We start from the raw sequence: 16,870 nt of genomic DNA, 5'->3' as shown, positions 1-16,870 counted from the left end.
GCTGAACGCCCAGGCAGCGCTCTCGGCGCTCAAAAAAGCATATATCTCTCAAATCGCATATCTATGCGCCTTCTCTGCAAAGGCCTCCTTGTGGGAGAAGGTGTCGCCGAAGGCGACGGATGAGGGGTGTTCCAGGGAACGCCGACGCCTCATTCCGTCCAACACCCCTCATCCGTCTCGGCGCTGCGCGCCGATCCACCTTCTCCCACAAGGGGAGAAGGAAGAAGGCGCCGCTCAAACCACCTCGAAGACAAACGTCTTCACCAAGGCCTCGGGCTCGCCGATCGCATAGCAGCGGAACCATGGGCTCTCCTCGACCGGCCGCCATTTTTTCGCCTGCTCCAGTTCGCCAAACACGGCCTTGAACCCGCCGCTTTCAAACACCTGGTCACGGACCGCAAAGATGGCGTGGCCGCCCTTCCTGGTGATGCGTACCAGTTCATGCAGGCCCGACGCCGGTGCGTGGCTGATGGTGAACACGCCGGTCGAGAAGAAGGCGCGGAAATACCCGTCCGCCCAGGGCAATGGCCCGCCGAGCATCGCCTGTTCCAGCTCGCTGTAGGCCTGCCGGCTGCCGGCGATTTTCAGCATGTCCTGCGACAGGTCGAGCCGGGCAATGTCGTGGTAGCCGAGCGCCTTGAGCGACGGCCCCGACAGGCCGGTGCCGCAGCCGGCGTCGAGCAGCGGTCCTTCGCCCGGCGGTACGTGGCGCGCCACCCAGGCGGTGATCAGGAACGGCAGGAGATAGCCGAGTGCCGCGGTTTCGCCGTCATAGGTCGCGGCCCATTCCGCATAGGCCTTGGCGAGCGCCTCAGGCGTGTCGGCCGTGTAAACCGCTTCCAGCGCCGCATTGGCCTTGTCGATGATCATGGGTCCTCCCCGGTCGCGTCCGCTCGATGGTAGCGCCGATTTCGCCTGCCTTCTATTGCCCATTCTGGTGGCGCAGCCGCTTCTCCAGCGCCCGCAGGGCCAGCGACAAGCCGACAGTCAGCATGAGATAGATATAGGCGACGATCGAATAGGTTTCGAAGAAGCGGAACGAGCCGGCGGCATAGATCTTGCCCATCTGGGTGATGTCGGCGACGCCGAGCACCGAGACCAGCGAGGAATCCTTGACCATGGCGACGAAATCATTGCCGAGCGGCGGCAGGATAGTGCGGATCGCCTGCGGAAAGATGACCAGCCGGAAGCGCTGCGTGCGCGTCAGCCCGAGCGCCTTCGCCGCCTCGATCTGGCCCTTCTCGACAGCCTGGATACCGGCGCGGAACACCTCCGAGATGAAGGCGGAATAGCCGATGGTCAGCGCCATGACGGCGCGCCATAAAAGCGACACGTCGCGTACCAGCAGCTCACCGAAGAGGCCGGCGCTTTGCAGCGGCGCCGTCAGCGCGTTCCATGCCGCGACGAAGGCCGGCGCGCCGGCAAAGGCGATCCAGAACAACAGCACCAGCATCGGCACGCCGCGGATGATCTCGACATAGAAGCGGGCGATCTGGCTGAGCGAGCGTGAGCCCGACAGGCCCATCAGCGCGACGCCGAGGCCGATCGCGCAAGCCAGCGCGAAGGCGACCACAGTGACGAAGATGGTGACGCCGATGCCCTTGGCGACGGTCGCGAACACCTGGGCATAGAGGTCGCTGGCAGCGATGAAGATGGCGGCGGCCAAGGCGATCGCCACGGCCACGGCAAGCCACCACGGGAAGTCGGATTTGGCGGTGGCTGGGGGCGCCGACGGCATCAAACAATACCGGTGATAGAGTCGCCCAGAGTCAGCACGCGTTCCCGCGCATCACCCGGCACCCGCGACAAAAGTCCTACTGCCCCATCTTGTAATCAAGGAACCACTTCTTGTTGAGCGCGTCGAGCGTGCCGTCGGCCTTGAGCGCGGCGATTGCCGCGTTGACCGGCTTCACAAGGTCGGAGCCCTTGGGGAAGATGAAGCCGAAATCCTCGGTGCCGAGCGGGCCGCCGATCAGCTTCAGGCCGCCATTGGACGCATCGACATAGCCCTTGCCGGCAGTGCCGTCGGTGAGCACGACGTCGACGTCGCCCGCCTTCAGCGCCTGCACCGTCGCGCCGAATGTCTCGAACAGCTTGATGCGCGGGTTCTGCTCGTTGCCGTCGAGCACGCTGTAGACGGCGGTGTAGAAGGGCGTGGTGCCGGCCTGCGCGCCGATCAGCCCGTCCTTGAAGGCGGCAAACGTCTTGGCATCGCTGAAGCGCTTCTCGTCGCCGCGCACCAGCATGAACTGCTCCGAACGCATATAGGGGTCGGAGAAATCGACCTTCTGCTTGCGGTCGTCCTTGATGGTGATGCCGGTCATGCCGATGTTGTACTGGTTGTCGGAAACCGCCTGGATCATCGCGTCCCAGGAGGTATTCTGGTACTCGACCTTGAAATTCAGCCGCTTGGCGATCTCGTTCATCGCGTCATATTCCCAGCCGATCTGCTTGCCGGTCTTGGCATCGATGAACTGCAGCGGCGGATAGGCATTTTCGGTCACCACCACCACTTTCTTGCCGCCGAGGTCGGGCAGCGCCTGCGCCAGAGCCGCGACAGGCACGAGAAGGCAAGCCAGCAGGCCGGCCAGCAGCAGTTTCGAATTGATCATAACGATGCTCCCCAGGAACTGAACCGCCTCGATCGGCCGAGGCATGCAGGAAATCCGGCGCCGACTTTAGCTTTCCGCCGGCGCCTTGCAAGCCGCTCCGATGCGGCGTTCGGCACGAAAATGGATTCCAATGCTTTCAAGGAAGGCATTACGGAACGATCCGTTTCGATAGCGGACCGACGTGGCCCGGCAAAATCGACTCCGCCTCGCGAAACAAAAAGACGGCCGAAGCCGCCTTTCCGAAAACATGGGTTTTGAAGACGCCTTATTCGGCGGCAGCTGCTTCCGCGGCCTTGGCAGCCTCGTCGGCGGCCTTCTTCTCGGCGGCGTCCTGCGCGGCCTTCTCGGCGGCCAGCGCCTGGGCGGCGGCCACCTTCTCGGCCTCGATGCGCGCCTTCTCGGCGTTCAGCGCATCGCGCTCTTCGTCGTTGAGCTTGCGGGCGCGCACACCGGTGTTTTCCGAAATGCGGGCCGACTTGCCGCGACGGTCACGCAGATAGTACAGCTTGGCGCGACGCACCTTGCCGCGGCGCACGATCTCGACGCCCTCGACCATCGGCGAATAGACCGGGAACACACGCTCCACGCCTTCGCCGTAGGAGATCTTGCGGACGGTGAAGTTTTCCTGGAAGCCGGCGCCGGCGCGGGCGATGACGACGCCCTCATAGGCCTGGACGCGGGTGCGGGTGCCCTCGGTCACACGGACCTGGACGCGCACGGTGTCGCCGGGCTGGAATTCGGGAAGCTTGCGCTTGGCTTCGATCTTGGCGGCCTGCTCGGCCTCGAGCTGACGGAGGATGTCCATCTCAATAATCCACTTCTTGTTCTTCCGACAGTCAGAGCGTCCGACACTCGCCTTGCAGTCGCATCGACCGCTCGGCTATGCCCTTCGTTCGGGAACGTCTGTTCGAGAACATCGGGCAGGGGCGACTACACCGTCACTGTTGACGGGTCCGGGAGAATTTTCTTCCGGTTCGGCGCGCACATACAGCTATTTCGGCGCTTTGTCACGCCTTCGCCGTCTCTTTTTTGGCGCTGCTTCTTTTTGGCTGGCGCCGCTGTGGCAATCCCGTGATCGCTTGTGGTCCAGGGGGTTGCGCCCGCGCGTCAAGCTTTCTAAGCCGGAAGATAAGCATTTTCCTCCAGCGACGACACCCCTCATGCCAATCTTGGACGCGGTCCTGCTCTTTCTCGCCGGCTTTCTGTCAGGCGCCGTCAATGCCGTTGCCGGCGGCGGTACGTTCATAACCTTTGGCGCCATGACCCTGGCTGGCCTGCCGCCGATCGTTGCCAATGCGACATCGTCGGTGACGCAATTTCCTGGCTACATCACCTCGACGCTCGCCTATTGGCACGACATCAAGCATTTCTGGCGCGGCGCACTGCTGCTCAGCCTCATTTCGGCTCTCGGTGCGCTGTCTGGCGCGCTCATCCTTCTGGGGCTCGACAACCCGGCGTTCCGCGCCCTGGTGCCGTGGCTGCTGCTGGCGGCAACCGCGTTGTTCGCTGCCGGGCCATGGCTGAAGCCGGCGCCCAAGCCGGAGCATGAGGCCGCGGTGGGTTCGCTGGTCGGGTCGCTGGCGCAGTTCGCCACCGCCGTCTATGGCGGCTTCTTCGGCGCCGGCATGGGGGTCATGATGCTGGCGACGCTCGGCCTCACCCAGTCCGGCGACTATCACCGGCTGAACGCACTGAAGAACATGCTGGCCGTGGTCATCGCTGCGGTCGCCATCCTGGTCTTTGTCTCCGGCGGCGTCATCGCCTGGCTGCAGGCGATCATCATGATCCCGGGTGGCGCGCTGGGCGGCTATGCCGGTGTCTGGATCGCCAGGCGCGTGCCGCAGAACGCCGTGCGCGGCTTCGTCATCGCGGTCGGCCTGTTCCTGGCTTTCTACTATTTTGACAAGGGCTGAGCGGCTAAAAGATCGGGCCTTCGCTCTTTCGTCAGCCTCTCCGCTTCGGCCCGCCGCCACGCCGCGATCTTCCTGTGATTGCCCGAAATCAGCACTTCGGGAATCGGCCGGCCCTCGAACTCCTGCGGCCGCGTATAATGCGGATGTTCGAGCAGGCCGTCTTCAAAACTCTCTTCCTCGCCCGATACCGCGTTGCCCATGACTCCGGGCAGCAGGCGCACCACGGCATCGAGCAGCACGAGTGCCGCCGGCTCGCCGCCGGACAGGATGAAGTCGCCGATCGAAACTTCCTCGAGGCCGCGCGCCTCGATGACCCGCTGGTCGACGCCTTCGAAGCGGCCGCAGACGATCACCGCACCCGGCCCAGCGGCGAGCTCGCGCACACGGCGCTGCGTCAGCGGCTTGCCGCGAGGGCTCATCAGCAGGCGCGGGCGTGGATCGCCTGCCGGCGAGGCATGGTCGACGGCGCTGGCCAGCACGTCTGCCCGCATCACCATGCCGGCGCCGCCGCCTGCCGGTGTATCATCGACGGTACGGTGACGATCGCTGGCGAAGTCGCGGATCTGGATTGTTTTGAGCGACCAGATGCCGGTCTCGAGCGCGCGGCCGGCCAGCGACAGGCCAAGCGCGCCGGGAAACATCTCGGGATAGAGCGTCAGCACCGAAGCCGAAAAACTCACCGGTTGCCTCCGGCGTCCCTCGGCCCGCGCGGCCTGCCCTTGGGGTCGAAACCGTCGTCACCGGCAGGCTCGCCGTCCTCGTCCTCGACCAACCCTGCGGCGGCTGGATCAACACGGACAAAGCCGCCGGCGATCGACACTTCCGGAACGGCGGCCTGCGTGAACGGAATGAGCACGCCTTTGCGCCCGGCAAGCGTCACGTCGAGAATGTCGCCGCCGCCGAAATTGTGCACGGCAACGACCTTGCCGACGACCGCGCCGGTGTCGTCCTTGACCTCCAGTCCGACGAGGTCGGCATGGTAGAATTCATCCTCTTCGCCCTCATCAGGCAACACGGAACGGTCGACGAACAATTCGGTGCCGGCAAGCGCCTCGGCGGCATTGCGGTCGTTGACGCCTTTGAACCGCACCACCACCACCGTGTTGGCAGGCCTGATGTCGACGATCTGGAAGGCGCGGCCATCCCTGGCGTAGAGCGGACCGTAATCGGCCAGCGCCAGCGGGTCGCCGGTAAAGCTCTTGACGCGCAATTCACCCTTGATGCCATGCGCGGCACCGATCACGGCCATCTGGACGGGGTTTTGTGGCTTGCTCATCTGCGGAAAATCCTTTGCCTTGCTCTAACCCCAGCCCGTCGTCATTTCAATGACGCCGCTCTTCACCGCTTCCTAACCCGGCTGCCGGAAGATGGCCCAGAACTGGAAAAACGGAACTGGAAGAGCGCAATGCAGGAATTCCTCATACCGGCGAAACCCGATCTTCAGGCGGCGCGCGAGGCCTGGCTGAAGATGCTGGCGCGAGAACGCCGACTGTCGCCCGAAACCGTCGAGGCTTATGAACGCGACACGCGCCAGTTCCTGCATTTCCTGACCGGCCATTGCGGCGGCTCGCCCGGCATCTCCGACATCGCCGATCTGCGCCCCGCCGATTTGCGCGGCTTTCTCGCTGCCCGCCGTGCTGAGGGCGCCGGCGCCCGCACGCTCGGGCGCGGGCTGGCTGGCATCCGCTCGCTGCTGCGTTTCCTGGAACGGCGTGGCCTCGCCAATGCGGCCGGTGCGGCAGCCTTGCGCGCGCCGCGGCAGCCGAAATCGCTGCCCAAGCCGCTGACCGCAAGCGATGCAAAACACGTTGTCTCGGTGGAAGGCCAGCTGGCGGAGGAGCCATGGATCGCCGCCCGCAACGCCGCCGTGCTGACCCTACTCTATGGATCGGGTCTGCGCATTTCCGAGGCGCTCGGCCTGTCGGGCGCCGATCTGTCCTCACCTGGTGATACCGTGCTGCGCGTCACCGGCAAGGGTGGCAAGACCCGGCTGGTGCCGGTGCTGCCGGTGGCGCTGCGGGCGATTGCCGAATACCGCCGCTTGTGTCCCTGGCATCTCGATCCCAAAGGCCTGCTGTTTCGCGGTGCCCGCGGCGGGCCGCTGAACCCGGCGATCGTTCAGCGCGACATGGCCAAGCTGCGCTCGGCGCTCAACCTGCCCGACACGGCGACGCCGCATGCGCTGCGCCATTCCTTCGCCACGCATCTGCTTGGGCGCGGCGGCGACCTGCGCACCATTCAGGAGTTGCTCGGCCATGCCAGCCTGTCGACGACGCAGATATACACCGGTGTCGACACGGCCAGGCTGCTCGAGATTTACGAAGCAGCTCATCCGCGTGCGTGATGGACGCTTGAATCGGTGGCCATCTCGCAACAATTTTGATGCGCCGATTAACCGTTTTGCCGCTTTTTGCGCCTAGAACCGCAGCATGAAACGCCTCATCGCCATCGCCGACCGCGCAACCCATGTTTCGCTGAAGCTGCTTGTCGCGCTCAACGCCCTGTTTTTCCTCTCCTTCCTCATCATCGCGCTGCTCGCCGCGGGCAAGGCACGCGCCGAGACCTCGGCCTGCGCCGGTAGCGATATGCTGAGCGCGCTGCAAAAGGACGACCCGGCTGCCTACCGCAAGATCGAGGCGGACGCGGCAGCGACACCGAACGGCAAGGGCTTGCTGTGGAAGCTCGAAAAATCAGGCGAAAAACCGTCTTTCCTGTTCGGCACCATGCACGTTACCGACCCGCGCGTCACCACGCTGCCGCCCGCCGCGCAGAAGGCATTCGATGCGGCTGGCACCGTCGTCATCGAGACCACCGAAGTGCTCGACAAGCAGAAGATGATGGCCACACTGCTGAAAGAGCCGGATCTGATGATGTTCACCGACAAGACGACGCTTTCGTCGCTGCTGTCGCCGGAGGATGCGGCGGTGGTCAACAAGGCGCTCGATACGCGTGGCATCCCGCCAGCGACCGTCGCCAAGATGAAGCCCTGGTTGCTGTCGGCGATGGTGGCGCTGCCTGCATGCGAAGTCGCCCGCCAGGCTGGCGGTGCGCCGGTGCTCGACGTCAAGCTTGCCAAGGACGCCGAGGCTTCGGGCAAATCAGTCGAGGGGCTGGAGACACTCGCCGACCAGCTGCGCGCCATGGCTTCGCTGCCGATCGCCTTTCACCTGAAGGGGCTGGTCGACACGCTGAAGCTTGGCGACAAGGTGAACGACGTCAACGAAACCATGATCGTGCTTTACCGGCGTGGCGACACTGGCATGTACGTACCGCTGTTTCGGGCCGTCATCCCCGAACAGGTCGACGGCCAATCGGGTTACGCCGAATTCGAGCAGACCATGATCACCAGCCGCAACAAGGTGATGGTCGATCGTGCCGCGCCGATCCTCGCCCACGGCAATGTCTTCATGGCGGTCGGCGCCATGCACCTTCCCGGAGCGCAAGGCTTGGTCGAGGGTTTCCGCAAGGCCGGCTATACTGTGACCGCCGTCAACTGAACGACACGGCGGAGTTGCACACCGAATCATTGCCAAGCCTGGGTCAGTCCTGATTCCTGGCGCGACGGCGGACCGGCCGCGCTTCGTGCCAAGAAACTGAAAAAGGTTCGGTTTGGCTCGATCGAACCCCATTTTGCGGTGGAAATGCATGCCTGCAAGCGATTCCGGATCAGAATTGCCCTGTTTTCGGCGTTTTCAACGCCTAATGTGAAACCGATTCAACGATTGTACGTTGATGGCTATTACTTGATGTTTTTCATCCACGGAGGACACTTTTATGGCGAACACACCCAATCCGAACGACCCATTCACCTCGCCGGGCTCCGCACGGCCAAGCGGCGGCGGCAGCGGCTGGCTGATTGCCCTGGTCGTCGTTATCCTGGCAATTGTCGCCTATTATGTTTTTGGAAGACGTAGCGAGGCACCTGCGCCTGCCGAACCGCCCGCAGCCAGCACACCGGCCCCGGCGCCTGCACCCGCCGAGCCGATGAAGCCAGCCGAACCGGCTCCTGCGCCAGCTCCGGCAACACCCGCTCCGGCTCCCGCTCCGGCAGAACCTGCACCCGCTCCGGCCCCTGCGCCAGCCCCGGCACCAGCACCTGCGCCGGCACCAGCACCGGCCCCTCAGTGATCAGACTGCCGACTTAATATATGAAATATATGAACGGCCCGCTGAAAGGCGGGCCGTTTTGTTTTTGGGAGCAATCGCGGATGTTTCGGCCAATCTCCAAGGTTTGCGATTCTCCGCGTTTGCTCAGATATGGATGGGCTTGAAGAACGTCGCCAATGCCGCCTCCTTTACCGCCTCCGACATTGTCGGATGGGCGTGACAGGTGCGGGCTAGGTCTTCCGACGAGCCGCCAAACTCCATCAGCACGGCCGCCTCGTGGATCATCTCGCCGGCGCCGAAGCCGACGATGTGGACGCCGAGCACACGGTCGCTGGCCTTGTCGGCCAGGATCTTCACAAAGCCGTCGGTGTGCAGCATGGCGCGCGCCCGGCCGTTGGCGCTGAACGGAAATTTTCCGGCCTTGTAGTCGATGCCGGCCTTCTTCAATTCTTCTTCGGTCTTGCCGACCGAGGCGATTTCCGGCGTGGTGTAGACGACGCTCGGAATCACGTCATAGTTCACATGACCGGCCTGGCCGGCGATGGTTTCGGCCACCGCCACGCCCTCGTCTTCGGCCTTGTGGGCAAGCATCGGCCCGGCGATGACATCGCCGATGGCGTAGATGCCAGGCACGTTGGTTCTGAGATGGCCGTCGGTCTTGACCCGACCGCGCTCATCGACGTCGACGCCGGCCTCCTTCAGCCCGAGAGCGTCCGAATAGGCCCGTCGTCCCGTCGCAATCAGCACCGCGTCCGCCTCGATCGTCTCGGCCGCTCCGCCTTTGACCGGCTCGAAGGTGACCGTCACCCCCTTCTTGGCCTTGGCGACGCCGGTCACCTTGGCGCCCAGCCTGAACTCAAAGCCCTGCTTCGACAGCAGGCGCTGGAATTGCTTGGAGACCTCGCCATCCATGCCGCCCAGGATAGTGTCGAGGAACTCGACCACGGTGACCTTGGCGCCGAGCCGCGCCCATACCGAGCCGAGCTCCAGACCGATGACACCGCCGCCGACCACCACCAGATGGCCCGGCACCTTGTCCAGCGACAGCGCGCCGGTCGACGAGATGATCACCTTCTCGTCGAAATCGACCTTGACGCCGGGAATGCCGGCGACGTCGGAGCCGGTGGCGATGACGATGTTCTTGGTCTCGATCTCCTCGACCTTGCCGTCATCGGAGGTCACCGACACCTTGCCGGCCGCAACTACCTTGCCGGTGCCACGAAAACTGTCGATCTTGTTCTTCTTGAACAGGAAGGCGACGCCATTGACGTTGGCCGTCACTGTCGCATCCTTGTGCGCCATCATCTTCCCAAGGTTGAGCTTGGGCGCGCCGATCTCGACGCCGAGCGCGTCGAAGGAATGGCCGGCCTCGGCAAACATCTCGGACGCATGCAGCAGCGCCTTCGACGGGATGCAGCCGATGTTGAGGCAGGTACCGCCGAAGGTCGGGTTCTTTTCGACCACCGCCGTCTTCAGACCGAGCTGCGCCGCCTTGATGGCGCAGACATAGCCGCCTGGTCCCGATCCGATGATAACGACGTCATAGGCCATGATACTGTCCCTTTTGCTTTAGCGGCCGCCGCCGATTTCCAGATTGGCGCCTGTTGTGTAGGACGCCTCGTCCGACAGCAGCCAGAGAATTGCGGCTGCGACTTCCTCGGCGGTGCCGACGCGCTGCATGGGCACCACCTTGCGCATTCTCTCGGCGCGATCCGGCTGCCCGCCGGAGGCATGAATTTCTGTGTCGATGATGCCCGGGCTGACCGCATTGACACGAATGCCTTCGCCGGCCACTTCGCGGGCAAGCCCGATGGTGAAGGAATCGAGCGCGCCCTTCGAGGCGGCGTAGTCGACATATTGGCCCGGCCCGCCAAGCCTTGCCGCGATCGAAGAAACATTGACGATCGCGCCGCCCTTGCCGCCATGCCTGGTCGACATCCGCTTCACCGCCTCGCGGGCGCAAAGCATCGGTGCGATCACATTGATGCGCATCATGCGCTCCAGCCTTGCAGCGCTCAGCTCGTCGACGCGCGCGCTCTGGTCGACCACGCCGGCATTGTTGACGAGCGCGTCGAGCCGACCGAAACGGGCATCGACAGCCTCAAACATCGCCAACACGTCCCTCTCGCTGCCGACATCGCCCTTGACAGCGAAGGCTTCTCCGCCAGCGGCCTCGATGTCGGCGACCACCGTTTCGGCTGCTTTTGCATTCGACACGTAATTGACCGCAATGCGATAGCCGGCCTTGGCGGCAAGCCTGCATGTAGCGGCGCCGATGCCGCGGCTGCCGCCGGTCACCAGCAGGATTTTTCCGCTCGCGCTCATTCCTGACATCCTTTCAGGGCAAAGACGTCCCAGGGCACCTTGGAAAAGCCGTTGGCGCCATAGGCCGCCGACATCTGCAACGACGCTCCCAGATCGGGAAGAATCAGCTTCTTCGGCGCATCCTTTCCTTCGCCCGGCAGCAACGCGATATTGCCCTGGTCGTCGGCAGTGTAGATGACGCCCTCCCACACGGTGCAGGCGGCGAGCTCGTCGCCGGTGACGTCGCCGGCCGGGCATTTGTACATCAGCGAGCCATGCGGCCGCGCCACGCCCTCGGTCCACATGACGATGCCGTCGAGCACGACGCCCTTGTCGAGCACCATCTTGAAGCTGTTGCTGACGGCAGCCGACTCGCCGGTCGGCCTGAAATCGATCTCGGCGGCGTTCTCGGGATCGCCATAGACGGCGAGCTCGAGCGGGCAGGCGGCAAGGGCGGCGGAGACCGCCTGTACGCCAACCGCGCAGATCGTGACAAACAATCCAGACTGGAAACGAGAGGAATTCATCCGACGGCGCAGATCCATGCTCCGGCTCACGTGGGCCGCCCCTAGAGGTCGAGCACCAGCCGCTCAGGATCCTCCAGACTTTCCTTGACCCGCACTAGGAAGGTCACCGCTTCCTTGCCGTCGACGATGCGGTGGTCGTAGGACAGCGCCAGATACATCATCGGACGGATGACGATCTGCCCGCCGACCACCATCGGCCGCTCCTGGATCTTGTGCATGCCCAAAATGCCCGACTGCGGCGCATTGAGGATCGGCGTCGACATCAGCGACCCGTAAACGCCACCGTTGGAAATCGTGAACGTGCCGCCTTGCATATCCGCAACCGACAGCTTGCCGTCGCGCGCCGCAAGCCCCAGCCTGCCGATTTCCTTTTCGATTTCGGCGATGGACATCTGGTCGGCATTGCGCACAACCGGCACGACGAGACCTTTCTCGGTGCCGACGGCAACGCCGATATGGGCGTAGTTCTTGAAGATGATGTCGGTGCCGTCGATCTCGGCATTGACCGACGGTATCTCCTTCAGCGCATGGGTGACCGCCTTGGTGAAAAAGCCCATGAAGCCGAGCTTCACGCCGTGCTTCTTCTCGAACACGTCCTTGTATTTGCTCCTCAGCGCCATCACCGCGCTCATGTCGACCTCGTTGAAGGTGGTCAGCATGGCGGCGGTCGATTGCGCTTCCTTGAGGCGGCGCGCGATGGTCTGGCGCAGCTTGGTCATGCGCACGCGCTCCTCGCGCGACGCATCGTCGGCCGGGGACGGCGCGCGCGCGGCGACAGGTGCCGGTACAGGCGCTGCCTTTGGCATTTCGGCCGGCTGCGACGGCGCGCCCCTGGCGATCAGGTCGAGCACGTCGCCTTTCAGCACCTGGCCGCGCTTGCCCGAGCCCGACACCTGGTCGACCGCGAGATTGTGCTCGGCCAGCAGCTTTGCCGCCGACGGCGCCGGCGGCATGGTGCGTGTCTCGATCGCGCCGGCGTCGCCGGCGATCTTGGCCGTCTCGGCAGCGGCCTGCTTGACGCTCGAGGCCGCAGTCGGAGCCGAGGCCTGCGACACCGCCTCCTGCTTCGTTGCCGGGGCGGCGGCAGCATCGGCTGCTCCGCCTGCCGAAATCGTGCCGAGCAGTGCGCCGACGCCGACCGTCTCGCCTTCCTTGACGGCGATCTCGGCGAGCGTGCCCGCGGCGGCGGCCGGCACTTCCACCGTCACCTTGTCGGTTTCGAGCTCGACCAGCGGCTCATCGGCGGCGATCGCGTCGCCGACCTTCTTGAACCATTTGCCGATGGTCGCCTCGGTGACGGATTCACCAAGTGTCGGGACGCGGATTTCGGTTGCCATTGTGCCTGTCCGTTTCTTTCGGTTCTGTTCTATTCACCAAGCGCGTCGTCGAGCAACGCGGCAAGCTGGGCGAGATGCTTCGACATCAATCCGGTCGCCGGCGAAGCGGCGGCCGGCCGGCCGGTATAGCGCACCCGCTGATGCTTGGCGTCGATATGCGCCAGTACCCATTCGAGATACGGATCGATGAACGACCAGGCGCCCATGTTCTTGGGCTCCTCCTGGCACCACACCATCTCGGCATTGCGGAAGCGCGACAGTTCGGTGATCAGCGCCTTGGCCGGGAACGGATAGAGCTGCTCGACGCGCAGCAAATAGATGTCGTTGATGCCGCGCTTCTCGCGCTCCTCGTAGAGGTCGTAGTAGACCTTGCCCGAACAGAGCACGACACGGCGGATCTTCGAATCCTTGGTGAGCTTGATGGCCTGGCCCGACAGCAGCTGGGCATCGTCCCACAACAGCCGGTGAAAGGCGCTTTCGCCCGACATCTCCGGCAGCGTCGACACGGCCCGCTTGTGGCGCAGCAGCGACTTCGGCGTCATCAGGATCAGCGGCTTGCGGAAGTCCCGCTTCAATTGCCGGCGCAAGATGTGGAAGTAGTTGGCCGGCGTCGTGACGTTGGCGACCTGCATGTTGTCTTCGGCGCAAAGCTGCAGAAAGCGCTCGAGCCGGGCCGACGAGTGCTCCGGCCCCTGGCCTTCATAGCCGTGCGGCAGCAGGCAGACGAGGCCCGACATTCTGAGCCATTTGCGCTCGCCCGACGAGATGAACTGGTCGAACACCACCTGGGCGCCGTTGGCGAAGTCGCCGAACTGCGCTTCCCACAGCGTCAGTGCCTTCGGCTCGGCCAGCGAGTAGCCATATTCGAAGCCGAGCACGGCCTCTTCCGACAGCATCGAGTTGATGACCTCGAAACCGGCCTGGGCCGCAGACAGATTGTTGAGCGGGATGTAGCGTGTCTCGTCGCGCTGGTCGTAGAGCACGGAATGGCGCTGCGAGAAGGTACCGCGCTCCGAATCCTGTCCGGACAGCCGGATCGGATTGCCGTCGAGCAGGATGGCGCCGAAGGCCAGCGCCTCGGCCGTCGACCAGTCGATGCCTTCGCCGGACTCGATCGCCTGACGGCGGTTGTCGAGGAAGCGGATGATCGTCCTGTGCGCCTCGAAATCCTTCGGCACCTCGGTCAGTCTCTTGCCGATCTCTTTCAGCGTCTTGACTGGAACGGCGGTCTTGCCGCGCCGCTGTTCGTCCTGATTGTCGGCCGAGCGCAGGCCGGACCACGCGCCGTCCAGCCAGTCCGCCTTGTTCGGCTTGTAATGCTGGCCGACCTCGAATTCCTGCTCGAGATGCGCCCGCCAATCGGCCTTCATCTTCTCGAACTCGGCCTGGGTGATATGGCCTTCGGAAATCAGCCGGTCGGCATAGATCTGCACCGTCGTCTTCTGGTTGCGGATCTTGCGATACATGATCGGCTGGGTGAAGGCGGGCTCGTCGCCCTCATTGTGGCCGAAGCGGCGGTAGCAGAACATGTCCACCACGACAGGCTTGTGGAACTTCATGCGGAATTCGATCGCCACCTTGGTGGCATGGACCACGGCTTCCGGATCGTCGCCATTGACGTGGAAGATCGGCGCCTCGATCATCTTGGCCACGTCGGACGGATAGGGCGACGAACGCGAAAAGCGCGGGTTGGTGGTGAAGCCGATCTGGTTGTTGATGATGAAATGCAGCGTGCCGGCGACGCGGTGGCCGCGCAGGCCGGACAGGCCGAGGATTTCGGCAATCACGCCCTGGCCGGCAAAGGCGGCGTCGCCATGCAGCAGCAGCGGCAGCACCTTGGCGCGCTCTTCCAGCGGAACGATCTCCTCGCGGCTGCGGCCGAACAGATAGTCCTGCTTGGCGCGCGCCTTACCCATCACCACCGGGTCTACGATTTCCAGATGCGAAGGATTGGCAGTCAGCGACAGATGCACCTTGTTGCCGTCGAACTCGCGATCCGACGAGGCACCGAGATGGTACTTCACGTCGCCCGAGCCTTCGACCTCGTCGGGCGCGGCCGACCCGCCCTTGAACTCATGGAAAATGGCACGGTGCGGCTTGGCCATCACCTGCGACAGCACGTTCAGCCGGCCGCGATGCGCCATGCCGAGCACGATCTCCTTCATGCCGAGCTGGCCGCCGCGCTTGATGATCTGCTCCAGCGCCGGGATCAGCGATTCGCCGCCATCGAGGCCGAAGCGCTTGGTGCCCTTGTACTTGACGTCGATGAACTGCTCGAAGCCTTCCGCCTCGACCAGCTTCTGCAGGATCGCCTTCTTGCCGGCGGCGGTGAAGGAGATCTCCTTGTCGGTGCCCTCGATGCGCGCCTGGATCCAGGCCTTCTCCTCGGGATCGGAAATATGCATGAATTCGACGCCGAGCGTCGAGCAATAGGTCCGGGTCAGGATATCGAGCATTTGCCGGATGGTGCCGAATTCCAGCCCGAGCACATTGTCGAGGAAGATCGGCCGGTCGTAGTCGGCTTCGGTGAAGCCGTAATTCTCCGGCGACAGCTCGTTATAATCCTCGAGCGGCTTGGCGATGCCGAGCGGATCGAGATTGGCGTGCAGGTGGCCGCGCATGCGGAAGGCGCGGATCATCATGATGGCTCGGACGGAATCGCGCGTCGCCTGATGTACGTCGGCGTCGGAAAGCGCTGCACCGTTGCCGACCGCCCTGTCCTTGACCTTCTTTTCGATGTGCTTTTCGACCAGGCCCCAATTGCCGTCCAGCGCCGAGACCAACTCGCCATTGGCCTGCATCGGCCATGAGGGCTTGGCCCAAGAGGCGCCCTTGGCATTCTTGCGCACGTCGCCGGCGTCGTCCTTCAGCGCCGCGAAGAAGTCCTGCCATTCGGGATCGACCGAAGCGGGATCGTCCTCATAGGCGGCATAAAGCGCGTCGATATAATCGGCATTGCCGCCATAGAGGAAAGAGGTAAGCGAAAATTGGTCGTTGGCCTGATCTTGTCTTGCCATTTTTGTCCGCGGAGCCGCGCTCCGTCTCCTGTTTTTTGGAGGGGAGTAGGGCAGTAGGGGAGTAAGGCGGTAGGGAAAGCTGGCGGTTGCCGCGCTCGGTCCCGTTCTTCCTATTCCCCTACTGCCATACTGCCCTACTCCCTTACTGCCTTATCCTTTGATCGCCTCGACCAGCGTCGTGCCGAGCCGGGCCGGCGACGGCGACACCTTGATGCCGGCCGATTCCATCGCCGCGATCTTGTCTTCCGCGCCGCCCTTGCCGCCGGAGATGACCGCGCCCGCATGGCCCATGGTGCGGCCCGCCGGCGCGGTGCGCCCGGCGATGAAGCCTGCCATCGGCTTGCTGCGGCCGCGCTTTGCCTCGTCTTTGAGGAACTGCGCGGCGTCTTCCTCGGCCGAACCGCCGATCTCACCGATCATGATGATCGACTTGGTCTCGTCGTCGGCGAGGAACATCTCCAGCACGTCGATGAACTCCGTGCCTTTGACCGGATCGCCGCCGATGCCGACGGCGGTGGTCTGGCCGAGGCCGACATTGGTGGTCTGGAACACCGCCTCATAGGTAAGCGTTCCCGAGCGCGAAACAACGCCGACCGAGCCCTTGCGGAAGATGTTGCCGGGCATGATGCCGATCTTGCATTGGTCCGGGGTCAGCACGCCGGGACAGTTCGGCCCAATCAACCGCGATGTCGAGCGGTCGAGCCGTGCCTTGACCTTGATCATGTCCATCACCGGTATGCCCTCGGTGATGCAGACGATCAGCGGGATCTCGGCCTCGATCGCTTCCAGGATCGCTTCGGCGGCACCCGCCGGCGGCACGTAGACGACCGAAGCGTTGGCGCCGGTCTTGGCCTTGCCTTCGGCAACCGTGCCGAAGATCGGCAGCGTCTCGCCCTTGGCGCCGGTCCAGGCTTCGCCGCCCTTCTTGGGGTGGATGCCGCCGACCATATTTGTGCCGTGATAGGCCAGCGCCTGCTCGGTGTGGAACGTGCCGGTCTTTCCGGTCAGGCCCTGCACCAGCACCTTGGTGTTCTTGTCGACGAGAATGGACAT

General features: G+C 64.0%; 15 protein-coding genes. 3 read left to right on the top strand and 12 right to left on the bottom strand.

Annotated features, from left to right (window positions below; genetic code table 11):
* Positions 1-234: 234 nt before the first annotated feature.
* The 4 genes from NKI19_RS26765 to rplS form a co-directional block, all read right to left on the bottom strand.
* The gene (locus NKI19_RS26765; protein ID WP_352567360.1) at positions 235-870 is read right to left on the bottom strand and encodes a class I SAM-dependent DNA methyltransferase; all 636 of its coding nucleotides are present in this window, start codon (positions 868-870) and stop codon (positions 235-237) included.
* 52 nt (positions 871-922) lie between these two features.
* On the bottom strand, positions 923-1,738 hold the full coding sequence (locus NKI19_RS26760) for an amino acid ABC transporter permease (RefSeq protein ID WP_352493213.1): 816 nt from the start codon (positions 1,736-1,738) through the stop codon (positions 923-925).
* 76 nt (positions 1,739-1,814) lie between these two features.
* Positions 1,815-2,612, bottom strand: coding sequence for a transporter substrate-binding domain-containing protein (locus tag NKI19_RS26755; protein ID WP_352468079.1), 798 nt, complete (start codon positions 2,610-2,612; stop codon positions 1,815-1,817).
* A 265-nt stretch (positions 2,613-2,877) separates the two neighbouring features.
* Positions 2,878-3,417 (bottom strand): 50S ribosomal protein L19, encoded by a 540-nt coding sequence (rplS, locus tag NKI19_RS26750; RefSeq protein WP_254817835.1) that lies wholly within the window; start codon positions 3,415-3,417, stop codon positions 2,878-2,880.
* A 355-nt stretch (positions 3,418-3,772) separates the two neighbouring features.
* Here rplS and NKI19_RS26745 point away from each other — a divergent pair, with 355 nt between their 5' ends.
* Positions 3,773-4,525: a sulfite exporter TauE/SafE family protein gene (locus tag NKI19_RS26745; protein WP_352493212.1), complete on the top strand. Its 753-nt coding sequence runs from the start codon at positions 3,773-3,775 to the stop codon at positions 4,523-4,525.
* On the opposite strand, the gene trmD is transcribed toward NKI19_RS26745, so the two are convergent.
* Complete coding sequence (gene trmD / locus NKI19_RS26740; protein ID WP_352493211.1) at positions 4,507-5,205, bottom strand: tRNA (guanosine(37)-N1)-methyltransferase TrmD; 699 nt, start codon at positions 5,203-5,205, stop codon at positions 4,507-4,509. The two genes, NKI19_RS26745 and trmD, sit on opposite strands and share 19 nt — an antisense overlap.
* The gene (gene rimM, locus NKI19_RS26735) at positions 5,202-5,801 is read right to left on the bottom strand and encodes a ribosome maturation factor RimM (protein ID WP_352493210.1); all 600 of its coding nucleotides are present in this window, start codon (positions 5,799-5,801) and stop codon (positions 5,202-5,204) included. Before rimM ends, trmD begins: the two co-directional genes overlap by 4 nt.
* Positions 5,802-5,930: 129 nt before the next feature.
* Between rimM and NKI19_RS26730 the strand changes: the two genes are divergently transcribed.
* Complete coding sequence (locus tag NKI19_RS26730) at positions 5,931-6,869, top strand: tyrosine recombinase XerC (RefSeq protein ID WP_254817838.1); 939 nt, start codon at positions 5,931-5,933, stop codon at positions 6,867-6,869.
* 85 nt (positions 6,870-6,954) lie between these two features.
* On the top strand, positions 6,955-8,022 hold the full coding sequence (locus tag NKI19_RS26725; protein WP_352493209.1) for a TraB/GumN family protein: 1,068 nt from the start codon (positions 6,955-6,957) through the stop codon (positions 8,020-8,022).
* Between the two features lie 754 nt (positions 8,023-8,776).
* Here the strand turns inward: NKI19_RS26725 and lpdA are convergent.
* The 6 genes from lpdA to sucD form a co-directional block, all read right to left on the bottom strand.
* Positions 8,777-10,183 carry a dihydrolipoyl dehydrogenase gene (gene lpdA / locus NKI19_RS26720; RefSeq protein ID WP_352493208.1) on the bottom strand — a complete coding sequence of 469 codons (1,407 nt, stop codon included), beginning with the start codon at positions 10,181-10,183 and terminating at the stop codon, positions 8,777-8,779.
* Between the two features lie 18 nt (positions 10,184-10,201).
* On the bottom strand, positions 10,202-10,957 hold the full coding sequence (locus NKI19_RS26715; protein WP_352493207.1) for an SDR family oxidoreductase: 756 nt from the start codon (positions 10,955-10,957) through the stop codon (positions 10,202-10,204).
* Complete coding sequence (locus NKI19_RS26710; protein WP_352493216.1) at positions 10,954-11,463, bottom strand: hypothetical protein; 510 nt, start codon at positions 11,461-11,463, stop codon at positions 10,954-10,956. Before NKI19_RS26710 ends, NKI19_RS26715 begins: the two co-directional genes overlap by 4 nt.
* Before the next feature lie 41 nt (positions 11,464-11,504).
* Positions 11,505-12,800 (bottom strand): 2-oxoglutarate dehydrogenase complex dihydrolipoyllysine-residue succinyltransferase, encoded by a 1,296-nt coding sequence (gene odhB / locus NKI19_RS26705; protein WP_352493206.1) that lies wholly within the window; start codon positions 12,798-12,800, stop codon positions 11,505-11,507.
* Between the two features lie 29 nt (positions 12,801-12,829).
* Positions 12,830-15,817, bottom strand: a complete 2,988-nt coding sequence (locus NKI19_RS26700; protein WP_352493205.1) for a 2-oxoglutarate dehydrogenase E1 component — start codon at positions 15,815-15,817, stop codon at positions 12,830-12,832.
* 150 nt (positions 15,818-15,967) lie between these two features.
* Positions 15,968-16,870 carry a succinate--CoA ligase subunit alpha gene (gene sucD, locus NKI19_RS26695; RefSeq protein ID WP_352493204.1) on the bottom strand — a complete coding sequence of 301 codons (903 nt, stop codon included), beginning with the start codon at positions 16,868-16,870 and terminating at the stop codon, positions 15,968-15,970.

The organism is Mesorhizobium sp. M0751, from assembly GCF_040320265.1.
Classification (GTDB): domain Bacteria; phylum Pseudomonadota; class Alphaproteobacteria; order Rhizobiales; family Rhizobiaceae; genus Mesorhizobium.
This window is presented reverse-complemented; position numbering and strand designations above follow the sequence as displayed.